Below are 15,320 nucleotides of genomic sequence, written 5' to 3'. Positions count from 1 at the left end.
CCTATGTTAGATGTAGAAGCGATTCGCAAGGATTTTCCAATTTTAGACCAGATTGTTAATGATGAACCTCTGGTCTATCTGGATAATGCTGCGACGACACAAAAACCACTAGCAGTTCTTGAAACAATCAACCGCTATTATGAGCAGGAAAATGCCAATGTTCACCGTGGTGTTCATACCTTGGCTGAGCGAGCAACAGCTTCTTATGAAGCTGCTCGTGAAACCATTGGTAAGTTTATCAATGCAGGCTCTACAAAGGAAGTTCTCTTTACCAGAGGAACGACAACCAGCCTTAACTGGGTGGCACACTTTGCTGAGGAAATCCTGACTGAGGGAGATCAAGTTTTGATTTCTGTCATGGAACACCATTCTAATATTATTCCTTGGCAGGAAGCTTGCCGTAAGACTGGAGCAGAGCTTGTCTATGTTTATCTCAAGGACGGTGCCTTGGATATGGATGACTTGCGAGCTAAATTGACTGATAAGGTTAAATTTGTCTCCCTAGCTCATGCTTCAAATGTTCTGGGTGTGGTCAATCCAATCAAAGAAATCACTCAATTAGCTCATCAAGTTGGAGCCATTATGGTGGTGGATGGTGCTCAATCTACGCCTCATATGAAGGTTGATGTTCAGGACTTGGATGTGGACTTCTTTGCCTTTTCAGGTCACAAGATGGCTGGTCCGACTGGAATCGGTGTTCTTTACGGCAAAGAAAAGTATCTAGAACAAATGTCACCCCTTGAATTTGGTGGTGAGATGATTGATTTCGTTTATGAGCAGTCTGCTAGTTGGAAGGAATTGCCTTGGAAATTCGAGGCTGGAACTCCAAATATGGCAGGTGCAATCGGACTTGCTGCTGCCGTGGATTATCTAGAAAAGATTGGTATGGACGTCATTGAAGCCCATGAACAAGAATTGATTGCATATGTCTTTCCAAAATTACAGGCAATTGAAGGTTTGACCATTTACGGTTCCCAGGATTTAGCCCAACGTTCAGGTGTTATTGCCTTTAACCTAGGTGATCTTCATCCCCATGACCTAGCTACAGCACTTGATTATGAAGGGGTAGCAGTTCGTGCAGGTCATCATTGCGCTCAACCTTTGCTCCAATATTTGGAAGTCCCAGCAACAGCTCGTGCAAGTTTTTATATCTACAATACCAAGGAAGATTGCGACAAACTAGTCGATGCCCTACAAAAGACAAAGGAGTTTTTCAATGGCACTTTCTAAACTAGATAGCCTTTATATGGCAGTGGTAGCAGACCATTCGAAAAATCCACATCACCAAGGGAAGTTAGAAGACGCTGAACAAATCAGTCTCAACAATCCAACCTGTGGGGATGTCATCAACCTCTCTGTCAAGTTTGATGCAGACGATCGTTTGGAAGATATTGCTTTTCTAAACTCGGGTTGTACCATCTCAACTGCCTCTGCTAGTATGATGACAGATGCCGTTTTAGGAAAAACCAAACAAGAAATTTTAGAACTTGCGACTATTTTTTCTGAAATGGTTCAAGGGACAAAAGATGACAGACAAGATAGTCTCGGTGACGCAGCTTTCTTGTCAGGTGTTGCTAAATTCCCTCAGCGAATCAAATGCGCAACCCTAGCTTGGAATGCCCTTAAGAAAACAATTGAAGATCAAGAAAAACAGTAAGACAAGTTTCTTTTGTCTTACGAATCAGTAGAAATGAAGAATGAAAGAAAGGATATTATGGCTGAAGAAAGAGTAGAACCAAAACCAATTGACCTTGGTGAATATAAATTTGGTTTCCATGATGATGTAGAGCCTGTCCTATCGACAGGAAAAGGACTCAACGAAGGTGTTATTCGTGAATTATCTGCTGCTAAGGGTGAGCCTGAGTGGATGTTGGAGTTCCGTTTGAAGTCTTATGAAACCTTCAAGAAAATGCCTATGCAAACTTGGGGAGCAGACCTGTCAGAGATTGACTTTGATGACTTGATCTACTACCAAAAACCATCTGACAAACCAGCTCGTTCTTGGGATGAAGTTCCTGAAAAAATCAAGGCAACCTTTGAACGTATCGGGATTCCTGAGGCGGAGCGTGCTTACTTAGCTGGTGCCTCTGCCCAGTACGAGTCAGAAGTCGTATACCACAACATGAAGGAAGAGTTTGAAAAGTTAGGAATTATCTTTACAGATACAGATTCTGCCCTCAAGGAATACCCAGACTTATTTAAACAATACTTTGCGAAGTTGGTCCCTCCGACTGATAACAAGTTGGCAGCCCTTAACTCAGCAGTATGGTCTGGTGGAACCTTTATCTATGTACCAAAAGGGGTCAAGGTTGATATCCCACTCCAAACCTACTTCCGTATCAACAACGAAAATACTGGTCAGTTTGAACGTACCTTGATTATCGTTGATGAGGGAGCAAGCGTCCACTATGTAGAAGGATGTACAGCACCGACATACTCAAGCAATAGCTTGCATGCAGCCATTGTAGAAATCTTTGCTTTGGACGGAGCCTACATGCGTTATACAACCATCCAAAACTGGTCTGATAACGTCTATAACTTGGTAACCAAACGTGCTAAAGCAATGAAAGATGCGACTGTTGAGTGGATCGATGGAAACTTGGGTGCTAAAACAACCATGAAATACCCATCTGTTTACCTTGATGGAGAAGGAGCGCGTGGAACCATGCTTTCTATCGCCTTTGCTAATGCAGGACAACACCAAGATACAGGTGCTAAGATGATCCACAACGCTCCACATACAAGCTCGTCTATCGTGTCTAAATCCATCGCTAAAGGCGGAGGAAAGGTGGACTACCGTGGACAAGTAACCTTTAACAAGAACTCTAAGAAATCCGTTTCCCATATCGAGTGTGATACCATTATCATGGATGACTTATCAGCGTCAGATACCATTCCATTTAATGAAATTCATAACTCGCAAGTTGCTTTGGAACACGAAGCCAAAGTATCTAAGATTTCAGAAGAACAACTCTACTACCTCATGAGCCGTGGTTTATCAGAAACTGAGGCAACCGAGATGATTGTCATGGGATTTGTGGAACCCTTCACAAAAGAACTTCCAATGGAATACGCAGTTGAGCTGAACCGCTTGATTAGCTATGAAATGGAAGGTTCAGTCGGATAAGTCCAAAAAGGAGAAGCAAATGGGTTTCTTAAAAAAAATTATTTGGTAATGTTGAAAAAGCGAATAAAGGTGAAATTCCTGTCGAGGAAATTGTTCCACCTTTTACAGTTGATTTAGTAGAAGAAGCAGATGATTATTGGCGACAAATGGAACAAAACCTCTTGATAAACGCTGTAAAAGCTGCTGGTGGTCCTGAGGCAGTAGAATGTGCTTTTGTTCTCACCAATTTTAAGAAAAATCAAGAAACCTTTGAGCTCTTTTATCAGGTAAATGGTCAACTTCTTTCATGGAGAGAGATGGATGAGACTCTTATCGATAAAATCAGCAATCAACTCCTTCCACAAGCGGCAGAAGTAGCGCGTGCAGTAAATGAAAATTATGAAGAGACAGATGTACCAGTAATCCAGTACGCTATGCTTCAGTTTGAAACTGCAACCATGGCTTGGTTTGGACGGAAGCTGACAACAGCTTCTCCAGAAGCACAACTGACTTTTGAAGAATTGGTATCTGGTTGGCGTGCTATTTTGGAACAAGAAGTTCCAAATCGTCCTTTAGATAGTGACCGTCCGTTCCCTTACTTTGAAGTTTAAAAAATCTCAAATCCCCAAAAAACTTTCAATGGAGTGTACTGTTGAGCTTAATTGCTTGATAAGTAACTAATTGAAGAAATCAGTGGTTAAAAATGCAAAATCTGAACAGGAATCCTTTCTGTTCAGAATTTTTTTCAAAAAAGAACCTAATAAATATTCACAAAAATACTTTTATATGGTAAAATAAAACAATTACACTTAGTGGAGATGAAGTATGAATATTTTTAGAACCAAGGATGTTAGTCTGAGACAGACAGAGATGCATCGCCATTTGAAATTGTGGGATTTGATTCTTCTAGGGATTGGTGCCATGGTGGGGACAGGGATTTTCACCATTACAGGAACAGCAGCGGCTACCCTAGCTGGTCCATCACTAGTGGTTTCCATCGTGATTTCTGCCCTGTGTGTTTCTCTATCAGCCCTCTTTTTTGCAGAATTTGCCTCTCGTGTGCCTGCAACTGGTGGCGCTTATAGTTATCTCTATGCTATTTTAGGAGAATTGCCAGCCTGGATTGCTGGCTGGTTGACCATCATGGAATTCATGACAGCTGTTTCGGGTGTGGCGTCTGGCTGGGCAGCTTACTTTAAGGGCTTACTCAGTAATTATGGTATCTCCATGCCTCAAGCCTTGAATGGAACTTTTAACCCTGAACAGGGAACCTATATCGATCTTCTGCCTATTTTAGTACTGACATTGGTAACGGGATTGGTTTTGTTAAATTCCAAGGCAGCCTTACGCTTTAATTCGCTTCTAGTGGTCTTGAAATTCTCTGCTCTTGCCTTATTTATCCTAGTTGGCATTTGGTATATCAAACCTGAAAACTGGTCGAATTTTGCTCCTTTTGGTTTTGGTCAGCTTTATGGAGGAAGTACTGGGATTATGGCAGGAGCCTCTTTGATGTTCTTTGGTTTTCTCGGTTTTGAGTCGATTTCCATGGTAGTTGATGAAATTCAAAGTCCGCAAAAAAATATTCCTCGCGGAATTGTGCTTTCTCTGACAATCGTCACCATTCTCTATGCCTTGGTAACAATAGTATTGACTGGGATTGTTCACTATAGCCAACTCAATGTGGATGATGCAGTGGCCTTTTCATTGCGTAGTATCGGAATTGGCTGGGCAGCCAACTATGTTTCACTGGTAGCCATTCTAACCCTGATAACCGTATGTATTTCCATGACCTACGCTCTTTCTCGAATGATTTACAGCTTAGCACGTGATGGTCTATTACCTCGAAGTTTTAAACAGCTAAGTAAAACTAGCCGAGTTCCAAAGAATGCGACCATCTTAACAGGAGTTGCTTCAGCCATTGCAGCAGGAGTCTTTCCGCTAGCCAGTATCGCTGCTTTTTTAAATATCTGTACACTAGCCTATCTAATTCTACTTGCCTACGGTATTATCAAGCTCAGAAAGGATAAGGGCGTGCCAAAAGAAGGAGAATTCAAAACTCCTTTAGTGCCGCTCTTGCCAATCCTTTCCATTCTTATCTGTCTTTCCTTTATGCTTCAGTACACCAAGGAAACATGGATTGCCTTTGGACTTGCTTTGTTGGTTGGACTAGTGATTTACTTTACTTATGGCTATCGTCACTCTACACTTTCTGAAGAAAAATAAAAGCTGGAAAAATTTCCCAGCTTTTTATCTATTTTCTTTTTTGAAAGTGAATCCTTCGCCTAGTATTTCATGAGCTTCTGTGATGGTAATAAAGGCTTGAGGGTCTATATGGTGAATCATATCCTTCATTTTAACGATTTCATTTCGACCGACGATACAATAAATGATTTTCAAATCTTTCTTACTGTAGTAGCCTTGACCAGAGATATAGGTCACGCCACGTCCTAGTTCTTCATTGATTTTATCAGCCAATTGCTCAGGATACTGAGTGATAATCATAAATCCTTTACCAGCATAGCCCCCTTCTCCGATCAAGTCAATAACACGAGCGATGATAAAGTCAAACAAGAGAGTATAGGTAACGAGACGAAGATCTTGGAAGATAATTAAAATCAACATTAGGATAAAAAAGTCAATTCCAAAGAGTAATTTACCAATTGAGATATTGGTGTATTTATTGAGGATACGGGCAACAATATCTGAACCACCAGTAGTCCCACCAGCATTAAAAATAACTCCTAAACCGACTCCCAGTAAAACACCAGAAACTAGCGAAACGATAATGAGATCGCCTTGCAAGTCAAATTGTAAAGGAATTCGTTCAAAGACAGCAAGCCAGATCGAGAGGGAGATAGTTCCCAAGAGACTGGAGTAGAGAGTCTTAGAACCAAATATTTTCCAGGCTAGGATAAATAAAGGAATATTTATCAAGAGGTTCATCAATGAGACTGGAATTTTAAAGAGATAGAAGGTAATCAATGTGATACCAGTTGCTCCGCCTTCAAACAAATGGTGAGGAACTACAAAGTAGGTAAGACCAAAGGCATAAATAGCTGCCCCAAGTATGATAGTAATAATAGGCTGAACTTTTCGGATCATGACTTTCCCTCGCTTTTCTATAGATAGATTATACCAAAATTCCAAGCTTTTTCATTGGATTCATCATGATTTTTTAACAATTTTTTGATATAATAAAAGTGATAAATCCCTATCTTATTGAGAAGAATAGAAAGATTGAAGATATGACACAAGTAAAAATTGTAACTGATTCCTCTGTTACTATTGAACCAGAAGTAGTTAAAGAATTAAATATCACCGTTGTTCCTTTATCTGTGATGATTGATGGTATCCTTTATTCTGATGCAGATTTGAAAGAAGGGGAATTCCTTCATCTTATGCAGCAAAGTAAAAATCTACCTAAAACCAGTCAGCCTCCAGTGGGAGTATTTGCTGAAGTTTTTGAAGAACTAGGTAAAGACGGCAGTCAGATACTCGCTATTCACATGTCCCATGCCTTGTCTGGAACCGTTGAAGCTGCTCGCCAAGGGGCAAGTCTCTCAACTGCTGATGTGACCGTTATTGATAGTTCTTTTACAGATCAGGCGATGAAGTTTCAAGTTGTTGAAGCAGCTAAACTTGCCCAAGAAGGCAAAGATTTAGAAACCATCTTGGCACATGTGGAAGATGTGAAAAACCATACCGAACTTTATATCGGTGTTTCGACTTTGGAAAATTTAGTCAAAGGTGGTCGTATTGGGCGTGTGACAGGCTTGATCAGTTCTCTTTTGAATATTCGTGTCGTCATGCAAATGAAGAACCATGAACTCCAACCTATTGTAAAGGGGCGCGGTGCTAAGACATTTAAAAAATGGCTTGACGAGCTAGCCGAGACCCTTTCTCATAAATCGGTTGCAGAGATTGGAATTTCCTACGCTGGTACCAATGAATGGGCCAATGAGATGAAGAATGTTTTACAAACTTATGTCGAAAAACCAATCTCAGTACTGGAAACAGGCTCTATCATTCAGACACATACAGGTGAAAATGCGTGGGCTGTCTTGGTTCGATATCATTCCTAAAAAAATAGAGAAAAATCGTTAGAAATAGCGTTTTTGACTTGACCTGTGGGCAATTTTAGGATATGATTATATTTGTTAATTAGAAATTATTTGGAGGAATTATTAACATGGCAAACAAACAAGATTTGATCGCTAAAGTAGCAGAAGCTACAGAATTGACTAAGAAAGATTCAGCAGCAGCAGTTGATGCTGTATTCGCAGCAGTAACTGAATACCTTGCAGCTGGTGAAAAAGTTCAATTGATTGGTTTTGGTAACTTTGAAGTTCGTGAGCGTGCTGCACGTAAAGGTCGCAACCCACAAACTGGTAAAGAAATCAAAATCGCAGCTTCTAAAGTTCCAGCATTCAAAGCTGGTAAAGCTCTTAAAGACGCTGTTAAATAATGAATTTTCAAAAAGCCTGTCATATCAAGCATTTGAGCTTGTGAGACAGGCTTTTTTGTTTGCTTTGGGGCATTTTTGGGGCAAAGACTAATACTTTTCCATGACATCTGCCACCGTTGATTTCATTTGTTTTGTGATGTGAGTATAGATTTGTGTCGTTGTTTTTGAGTCCGAGTGGCCAACGCGATCCATAATAGCCTTGAGTGGGACATTGTTTTCAGCAAGTCGACTTACCAAAGTGTGACGGAATATGTGACTGGTAAGGTTTTTCTGGATTGGTGTTTCAAGTCTTTCATTGGCTTTTTTTAGAGCCAGGTTAAAAGAGTTTGTTTGCAATGGCACTCCATTTTTTGTTGTGAAGATGAAACCCATGTCTTTATAACGAGGATTGGTATTCTTCTCTAGTTCATTCATGAATTCCATCTCTTCCAATATTTCTTTCTCACGAGTAGTCATGACCGTTTCACGATAGGAGGCTAGAGTTTTTGGTGATGTCTTTTCACCTTTTTGATATCCATTCGTATGGTCGTATGTTCCATGAAGCTGCAGGGCGTTAGATTCATAATCAACGTTATGTGGTTCGATTCCAACAGCTTCACCGATACGACAACCATTCAAGCTCATAAATTCCGAGAGCAGCCCGATTCGATAAGTACTTGGCCTACGATACAACTCTTTCAGCAGCAGTTTGATTTCATCTTCTTCAAGATATTTTTGTTCTACTTTTTTCCAATCTTCCAAAGATTTTTTAACCCTTGGAAGCTTAGCTCTCCTAGCTGGATTGTCCTTGATAATGCCGAGGTCTATTGCATAATCAAAAGCAAGATTGAGCATGGACTTGTTCCGCTCTTTTTTATTTCTGGAGCAATCAAGTTTGTCCAGGTAAGATTGAACATACTTGGGATCAATTTTAGATACTTTGATACCTACTCCGAAGTCATCTTTTATCTCTTTGATATTCCCGCTTAAGGAAGCAATAGAAGAACGTTTAATCTCTTGTTGGTAGAATGGCCACCACTGGTCGAAAAGCTCTGTAAAAAGCATTTCTGAGCTTTCCAGATCGCTTAGAATATTTGCTATTTTTATTTCAAGTTGTTTCTGAGCTTCTTTTCGGATACGAGGAGTGTCTTTTTCCATGAGAATGGATACTCTGGCCCATTTTTCGGTGTAAGGATTTTTATACCTTTCAACAAAATTTGCTTTTCCACTTTTATGTTGTTCTACCCACATTGTATTTTCTCCTATAATTTGATAAAATGGGTATAGTAAAGAGGGCTTTTTAATGCCGTTTACTATCCTGATTGCCTCACGTTCAGACTCGCCAAAGTTTGAGAGCGTGGGGATTTTTTGTTTTCTATTTTTTAAATATATTTTTTATAGCATGCCACAGGTATCTCCAACGGTAATTTTTGTGGAAATTACGATGCCTTTGTAAATCTGTTTTTAGAACATCTTTTGGATATCCCATTTCGCTGGCTAAAACTAGCCAATCTGAGGGGTATGATGCATCATGCTCCTTTATAGAATAGAGACATAGTTCTAATAAGTCAAAGCCTGCTTTGTTATCAAATAAGGCTAAAGAATGGAAGAAAGTATATAAATCTCTTTGCCCTTTACCATTTCGGTAATCAGCCGGTGTTATCTTTATTTGGTTATGAAACTTTTTGTGGTAACTTAGACTCGCACTTGCTTTATAATTAAACATACGTCCTCCATGAGCAGCACGATTTCTGAATGCTAATATTAAATCGAGTATTTCTATAAATAAAGTTTTATCTGCTGGTGTTAGTTGAGAGCTAGAAAGACCTGTACAAAGAGAAATAATCTTGTCTTTTTGTGGACCTTTTAGGATTTTAATAAAATTGGTGATATTTCCTAGTGTCGTTTCTTTAAAAAGTATCCACGGAGGTATGTGCTTATGTTTGATTCGATAAGAGTTTAAAGGCTCTACAGGTCTATTGGCTGCGATGTCTTTAAGCATATCCAGAAGAAAATCTCTTTGATATTTTTTGTGTTTATGTTGAAATTTCCCTCTATTGTATTTTTTTCTATCCAGATAATCTGACTCTAAAATACCAAAATCTTCTGCTAGAGTATAAGCTAGAGCTGTTCTTAGAGACAACTCTACTTCCAAAGTCGCTTGCATTACCAAATTTCTGATTTGTTTGTCAAGATTATAAAGTGAAACAAGGTGTTCAAATGTTTCTTTTTCTAAAAATGTTTCAACTGTTTTGGATGAATCAAGTAAAAAAATCTTGTATCCATTTACTATTTCGTAATAACCGTAGTTTCTGAGAGCAAAGTTAGCTGCTTTTCTATCTAAAATAGTTAAGTTTCTATTTTCTAATATTTTAATTTGTTTATTAAAATCGGAAAAAGGTTTCATTTCTTCTCCTATAAAGCACGAAAGAGCCCCAATAATTTATTGAGACTCTTTCGGTAGGATGCATCGGGCATCCGGACCAATTCGTATAAATACATTATAGAGTCTTTTGTTATTTTTGTCAAGCAACTATTTCCAAAATGAAAATAGCTGTTTTTACTTCTCTCTATACAAATCCACGACTTCACCGATAATTCGGAAGTCTGTCTCTGGTGTGATTGGCATATCCTTGTACGCTAGGTTTAAGCTATGTAGGTATGCCTGTTCTTTATCAATGAAAAGCTGCTTGATATAAGCATCGCCGTTATAGTTGAATACACCTATAACTCCGTCGTTCAGATCCACGCTGGTCTGAATGAATACCAGGTCGCCATCGTGGTAGTCAGGTTCCATTGAGTCCCCTTTGATGGGAATAACAAAGTCGGCATCAACATCTACTGGCAACTCAATCTGTTCAACTCGTACATCGTTCAAATACTGCCCTGTACCTGCAGAAGCTGGGTGGTCGTAGTAGTCGTAACTATATAGCTGGATGAGCTCTGAAACTTCGTTTATCTTCGTTTCTTCTTCGTTTCTCTGCTCGTTCAGTTGCTTTTCAGCGTACGTCAAGACCTTGTCTTGTCTTAGTGGTTTTAGTTGGTTGTAGATGGTTTGGATTGAGGAAGTGGGAGAGATAGATATATTACATGATTCTCCCACCATCGAGTAAACCACAGGATTAGCAGTAACAAATCTCGGATCTAGAGTAGATTTTGGGACTCCAAAAAAATCTGCAATTTTTTGAACATTACCCGGGATCGGCAAAGAAGTTCCTTTTACATATCCTGTCAATGTGCTAGGCGGTATCCCTGTCGCTCGAGATAGCTCAGCTTGTTTACAATTTCTATCGGATAAAATTGAGTTAAGATTTGCAGAAAAGACTTTCATATCCTCTTTATCTTGAGGAGTTAATTTCCCTCGTCCTCTCGCCATATTTTCACCTCCTATCTTCTTTACTACATACTACCGTTTATTTTCGATTTTGTAAATAAAGAATTCCGAAAAAATTCGAAAAACTATTTGAGTATGATTTAAATCGTAACACAATATAATCAAGCTTAGAGATAAGCAAATAAAACGAAAGGAAAAAGAGATATGCGAAGACGCAAGAAGCCTGAAAAGGCAACAAAAAAAGAGCCATGGTTTAATAACAGTCCTAAGGCTCTGGTTATCTCAACAGTGATTACAGCCAGTGTTGAGTTAATCAAACACTTCTTGAAATAGAAGTGGGGTGAGCGGGGCAAAAGCCCCAAGACTCACTAATAGTATAGCATATCTCGGAGGTTTTGTCATGAAAGACAAGAAGAAATTTTGGAATGTGGTCTGTTTGCTACTCGCTGGGGCTATCTGGGTGTACTTCATCTGGAAAAGAAAATTAAAAACCACAAAGCGTGGTTTGATTCTGAGATAGAGCGTATCAAGAAAGAGTATCATTTGTGATTTTTCTTGGATAACTTTTTCACAAATTGTTTTTGAAGATTGGAAGGTTGTTGCTTGTTTGCGAATTGACTAAGAGTGCTTATATTTTTTATTGCTACATCTGCAGATATTTCTCCTGAAATAGCTTTAAAAATTAGGTCATTTATCTTTAAACCTTGGTCAGTTTGAGTGTCTAGTTGAGATACTTTTTCAAGTTCAAGTAATCTTAATTCGTGAGTTTGTTTCAGCGAATCAAGCTCTTGTGAGTGTTGCTTTTGCATTTTTTCCATATCTTGTTTAAATTGATTTTCGATATTTTCAAGCTCTTGTGAGTGTGCGATGTTAATTTTATCAATTTCATGCTTGCTGTTTTCTTTAGCAGCGATGTAAGACCACATAGCAGAAACAAAGGCAGGTATGGCAGCTATCGCAAGTGTTTCTATAAAACTAAAATTATTCATAAATTTTCTCCAATCATTTTATTATCTTTATTATACCAAATTTAGAAAGGAATGCTATGAACGAAAAAGAAACAGCAAATCATAAAGGCAATAAGCAGCAAAAGGATATTTTAAAAGACTTGTTGGTTTATTCTAAAAAGCTTAAACAAAATGATTTTCATTCAAAAATCATCATTTCAGCGGATGGAGTTTATCTAGAGCAAACAAAAGAGTTTCGCCCACTTGATGAAACTCTACTGGATTAGCTTACTCGTGTGTAAGGATGGTATTTAGACAATCTATGAATATTAGAACCGACAGATCCAATCAAGACAGAGCTGTATTCTGATTCACTAACATTATGGTAGTGATAAATACTACCGTTATTAAATTCAACTTCTAAGATTCCTGCCTGCCAACCAACACTACGAACATTAGTAGATGCAACATATTTTCTCTGCATAATTCTCTCCTTTCTGTTGAAATTTTGACTAAAACGGTGAGAGGTCCTAGTCAAAATATATTATATGATAAAAAACAACGTTTGTCAATATATTGTGCAAGCAAGGAGTGAAAATCTACAATGAACACAATATATAGTACAATAGCATATGTAAGCGCAAAAGATATAAAAATAAATCTAGATAAGGAGAAAACGGCTATGCTTTTGGAAAAAATATCCGAAAACTTTCAGAAAGAAATTGGACGGTTTATAAACTTTGTTTAAAAGCAGGTATTGGACCTGATGGAATCTATCGTTTAAGAGATGGAGAAGTGAAAGATTTATATTTTGACACAGTTAGGAAAATTGCTGATGCGTTGAAAATCAGCATAGATGAATTAAGATAAGGAGGTAAGAACGTGCAAGGAGAACGTTTAAAAAAGTGGCGTGAGACAGAAAAAATGTCTCAAGAAGAACTTGCAGAAAAGTAGAATGTTTCACGAATAACAATACATTTGATAGAAACAGGTCATTTTTCAATTGTCAAACTTCGAACACTTCAAAAACTAGCAAAAGTTTTCAACAAACATGTAAAAGATTTTTTTAAAACGAATGTTTAATGAGCTAAACGAAATTATACTCAAATTATGTTTAGAGAAAGGAGCAAATATGACGGATGAAAGAAAATATAAAACATCTTCATGAACGCATAAAGCATTTTCAGTCATTGATTGATTATATGTCTGAGTGTGGGCAAAAGTATTATTTAGAAAAAGATTGGTTTGATAACCCAACTCTAATTTCTATAGAATACGCAAAAAAAGAAGTAGAACAAGCTCAGAAAAAGCTTGGACTACTTTCTAGACGGTCTGTTATGAGATGTATTTTGCAATTACTGCACCGATTATTCCACCTAGGATAAGGTTTATAATCCATAGAATCATTTGTCCATAGGCTGTTTCTTGAAAAGTGGAATAAAGTCCCTTGACAGATACTCCCCTGATTGCCCATACAGATACATTTGTTTTCAAAGTTTTATTGATAGCATGTGTAACAAATGTGGAGAACAGATTCACTTTACTTGAGGTAGACATGCTGAGTTTTGCGTATTCTCCATTGGCGAAAGCTTCAGCTTCTTCTTTGCCAGTGAGGAATCGCTTTGGATTAAAATTATTCAAATGTAGCAATTTTTCGATATGTGGGTTTTCAATATAGTTACCACCGTATAGTAATTTAAATAAATGACCAAGATCTATTTTCTTGTCGTTATCAATAGCAACTGGTGAACCACCAAGAACCTTGAATCGTTGTTCTAAAGCATTAAAACCGAAGACGCTATCTCTCATATTCCAGTGAATCCACATTTTGTCGGAGTTTTTATCGACAAATGCAAAGAAATCATTTAACAATTCTTTTTCGATAATTCTGTAATTCTCATCTGTAATAGGGATGTCCAACATTTCAGAGTATTGATGAATAGAAAAGTTATTCGTTTGAGCATTATTGAATTGACGAACGGATATCGATGCAATTCTGGGACTTTTTCCCCCTAGATTATAGAAACTTTCGCACGAATAATGAATAATGAGATATTTTTCTGGTTTGTTTTCGACTTCTTTCAATACACCAGAAGCGTATTTGTAATCTGTATATCGGGACATCTTTAACCCCAGATAATATTTTTTATTAGTTATTATACCATAAATAAAAAGGAGGAAAGGAATGGAAGACGCTGTTAAATAATGAATTTAGAAAAAGCCTATTGTATCAAGCTTCATTGCTTGGTTGATAGGCTTTTTGTTTTGGAAAATATGATTTTATCGTTCTGTGCAAAAAGAAAAAGGCTCCCATGAAATGAGAACCTTCTTTTAATTAGTTTTTAGAAGCTGCTTGGAATTCAGGATTTTTCCATGCTTCATCAATGATTGCTTGCAATTCTTTAGCAGATGCTTGCATTTTTTGAGTTTCCGCATCGTTCAATGGGATGTTTACTGGACGAACGATACCGTGTGCACCAACAACAGCTGGTTGACCGATAAAGACGTTTTCAACTCCGTATTGACCTTCTTGGAAGACTGAAAGTGGAAGTACTGCATTTTCGTCATCAAGGATTGCTTTTGTGATACGAGCGAGTGCTACGGCGATACCATAATATGTAGCTCCTTTTTTGTTGATGATTGTGTAAGCAGCATCACGAACACCTTCGAACAATTCAATCAATTCAGCTTCTTGAACGTTTTGAGTGTCTTTAAGGAATTCTTCAAGGTTTACACCAGCGATATTTGCATGTGACCAAACAGCGAATTCAGAATCTCCGTGTTCACCCATGATGTAGGCGTGAACTGAACGAGCATCAACATCCAATTTTTCAGCAAGTGCTTGACGGAAACGTGCTGAGTCAAGTGAAGTACCTGAACCGATAACACGTTCTTTAGGGAATCCAGAGAATTTCCAAGTTGAGTAAGTCAAAACGTCAACTGGGTTAGCAGCAACAAGGAAGATACCATCAAAACCTGATTCAACAACTTGTGTTACGATTGATTTGTTGATAGCCAAGTTTTTACCTACAAGGTCAAGGCGAGTTTCACCTGGTTTTTGAGGAGCACCTGCAGTGATAACAACAAGGTCAGCATCTGCACAGTCAGAGTATTGAGCAGCGTAGATTTTTTTAGGTGAAGTGAAGGCAAGGGCGTGACTAAGGTCAAGCGCATCACCAACAGCTTTTTCGTGTAATTGTGGAATTTCGATAATTCCAAGCTCTTGTGCAATTCCTTGGTTAACAAGTGCGAAAGCGTAAGATGAACCTACGGCACCGTCACCAACAAGGATCACTTTTTTGTGTTGTTTAGTTGAAGTCATTATCTAAACATCTCCTTCATTTTTTTTAGGGGAATCCCTAGACACTTTCATTCTATCACTTTTAAAAAGCTTTGTCACGAATATTCTATTCGGTTATAGATGTAAACGTTTTAGTAGTTTCAGAAGCCTGAAATAAAGGACATTTTATGGTATAATATATCTAATTA

Annotated in this window: 17 protein-coding genes and 1 pseudogene; 10 read left to right on the top strand and 8 right to left on the bottom strand. The window is 38.2% G+C overall.

The window, feature by feature from the left end:
• Positions 1-3: 3 nt before the first annotated feature.
• The 5 genes and pseudogenes from D8801_RS06265 (at position 4) to D8801_RS06245 (ending at position 5,329) form a co-directional block, all read left to right on the top strand.
• Positions 4-1,230, top strand: a complete 1,227-nt coding sequence (locus D8801_RS06265) for a cysteine desulfurase (RefSeq protein ID WP_125848642.1) — start codon at positions 4-6, stop codon at positions 1,228-1,230.
• The gene (gene sufU / locus D8801_RS06260; RefSeq protein ID WP_125848640.1) at positions 1,217-1,657 is read left to right on the top strand and encodes a Fe-S cluster assembly sulfur transfer protein SufU; all 441 of its coding nucleotides are present in this window, start codon (positions 1,217-1,219) and stop codon (positions 1,655-1,657) included. The genes D8801_RS06265 and sufU overlap by 14 nt, the downstream gene beginning before the upstream one ends.
• Before the next feature lie 57 nt (positions 1,658-1,714).
• Positions 1,715-3,127: a Fe-S cluster assembly protein SufB gene (sufB, locus tag D8801_RS06255; protein WP_125848638.1), complete on the top strand. Its 1,413-nt coding sequence runs from the start codon at positions 1,715-1,717 to the stop codon at positions 3,125-3,127.
• Positions 3,128-3,146: 19 nt separating this feature from the next.
• Positions 3,147-3,717: pseudogene (locus D8801_RS06250) on the top strand (hypothetical protein).
• A 214-nt stretch (positions 3,718-3,931) separates the two neighbouring features.
• Positions 3,932-5,329 (top strand): APC family permease, encoded by a 1,398-nt coding sequence (locus D8801_RS06245; RefSeq protein WP_125848634.1) that lies wholly within the window; start codon positions 3,932-3,934, stop codon positions 5,327-5,329.
• Positions 5,330-5,353: 24 nt separating this feature from the next.
• On the opposite strand, the gene D8801_RS06240 is transcribed toward D8801_RS06245, so the two are convergent.
• Positions 5,354-6,208, bottom strand: a complete 855-nt coding sequence (locus D8801_RS06240) for a YitT family protein (protein WP_125848632.1) — start codon at positions 6,206-6,208, stop codon at positions 5,354-5,356.
• A 143-nt stretch (positions 6,209-6,351) separates the two neighbouring features.
• Here D8801_RS06240 and D8801_RS06235 point away from each other — a divergent pair, with 143 nt between their 5' ends.
• Positions 6,352-7,188, top strand: coding sequence for a DegV family protein (locus tag D8801_RS06235; protein WP_125848630.1), 837 nt, complete (start codon positions 6,352-6,354; stop codon positions 7,186-7,188).
• Between the two features lie 107 nt (positions 7,189-7,295).
• On the top strand, positions 7,296-7,571 hold the full coding sequence (locus D8801_RS06230; RefSeq protein WP_001284636.1) for an HU family DNA-binding protein: 276 nt from the start codon (positions 7,296-7,298) through the stop codon (positions 7,569-7,571).
• Positions 7,572-7,658: 87 nt separating this feature from the next.
• Here the strand turns inward: D8801_RS06230 and D8801_RS06225 are convergent, their stop codons facing one another.
• The 3 genes from D8801_RS06225 to D8801_RS06215 all read right to left on the bottom strand — a co-directional run bounded on the left by D8801_RS06225 (position 7,659) and on the right by D8801_RS06215 (position 10,926).
• Positions 7,659-8,801: a tyrosine-type recombinase/integrase gene (locus D8801_RS06225; RefSeq protein WP_125848628.1), complete on the bottom strand. Its 1,143-nt coding sequence runs from the start codon at positions 8,799-8,801 to the stop codon at positions 7,659-7,661.
• Positions 8,802-8,925: 124 nt separating this feature from the next.
• A complete protein-coding gene (locus D8801_RS06220; RefSeq protein WP_125848626.1) occupies positions 8,926-9,957 on the bottom strand; it encodes an Abi family protein in 1,032 nt (343 codons plus the stop codon).
• Between the two features lie 153 nt (positions 9,958-10,110).
• The gene (locus D8801_RS06215) at positions 10,111-10,926 is read right to left on the bottom strand and encodes an XRE family transcriptional regulator (RefSeq protein WP_125848624.1); all 816 of its coding nucleotides are present in this window, start codon (positions 10,924-10,926) and stop codon (positions 10,111-10,113) included.
• Between the two features lie 162 nt (positions 10,927-11,088).
• Between D8801_RS06215 and D8801_RS09950 the strand changes: the two genes are divergently transcribed.
• On the top strand, positions 11,089-11,217 hold the full coding sequence (locus D8801_RS09950) for a hypothetical protein (RefSeq protein ID WP_260468147.1): 129 nt from the start codon (positions 11,089-11,091) through the stop codon (positions 11,215-11,217).
• Positions 11,218-11,423: 206 nt separating this feature from the next.
• On the opposite strand, the gene D8801_RS06210 is transcribed toward D8801_RS09950, so the two are convergent.
• Complete coding sequence (locus D8801_RS06210; RefSeq protein WP_125848622.1) at positions 11,424-11,873, bottom strand: hypothetical protein; 450 nt, start codon at positions 11,871-11,873, stop codon at positions 11,424-11,426.
• A gap of 56 nt (positions 11,874-11,929) precedes the next feature.
• On the opposite strand from D8801_RS06210, the gene D8801_RS06205 reads away from it, so the two are divergent.
• Complete coding sequence (locus D8801_RS06205; RefSeq protein WP_125848620.1) at positions 11,930-12,118, top strand: hypothetical protein; 189 nt, start codon at positions 11,930-11,932, stop codon at positions 12,116-12,118.
• Here D8801_RS06205 and D8801_RS06200 read toward each other — a convergent pair.
• Positions 12,115-12,315: a KTSC domain-containing protein gene (locus D8801_RS06200; protein WP_125848618.1), complete on the bottom strand. Its 201-nt coding sequence runs from the start codon at positions 12,313-12,315 to the stop codon at positions 12,115-12,117. The two genes, D8801_RS06205 and D8801_RS06200, sit on opposite strands and share 4 nt — an antisense overlap.
• Positions 12,316-12,530: 215 nt before the next feature.
• Between D8801_RS06200 and D8801_RS06195 the strand changes: the two genes are divergently transcribed.
• Positions 12,531-12,701: a helix-turn-helix domain-containing protein gene (locus D8801_RS06195; protein WP_125848832.1), complete on the top strand. Its 171-nt coding sequence runs from the start codon at positions 12,531-12,533 to the stop codon at positions 12,699-12,701.
• Positions 12,702-13,166: 465 nt separating this feature from the next.
• Here D8801_RS06195 and D8801_RS06180 read toward each other — a convergent pair whose 3' ends face one another.
• Together D8801_RS06180 and D8801_RS06175 are read right to left on the bottom strand one after the other, a co-directional pair.
• Complete coding sequence (locus D8801_RS06180) at positions 13,167-13,955, bottom strand: hypothetical protein (RefSeq protein WP_125848614.1); 789 nt, start codon at positions 13,953-13,955, stop codon at positions 13,167-13,169.
• A gap of 211 nt (positions 13,956-14,166) precedes the next feature.
• Complete coding sequence (locus D8801_RS06175) at positions 14,167-15,153, bottom strand: L-lactate dehydrogenase (RefSeq protein ID WP_000204720.1); 987 nt, start codon at positions 15,151-15,153, stop codon at positions 14,167-14,169.
• Between the last annotated feature and the right edge of the window lie 167 nt (positions 15,154-15,320).

It is taken from the genome of Streptococcus oralis (assembly GCF_003943415.1).
In the GTDB taxonomy this organism is placed as follows: Bacteria; Bacillota; Bacilli; order Lactobacillales; family Streptococcaceae; genus Streptococcus; species Streptococcus oralis_BJ.
Note: the sequence above shows the minus strand (reverse complement) of the source record. Positions and strands in the feature narration are given on the sequence as shown.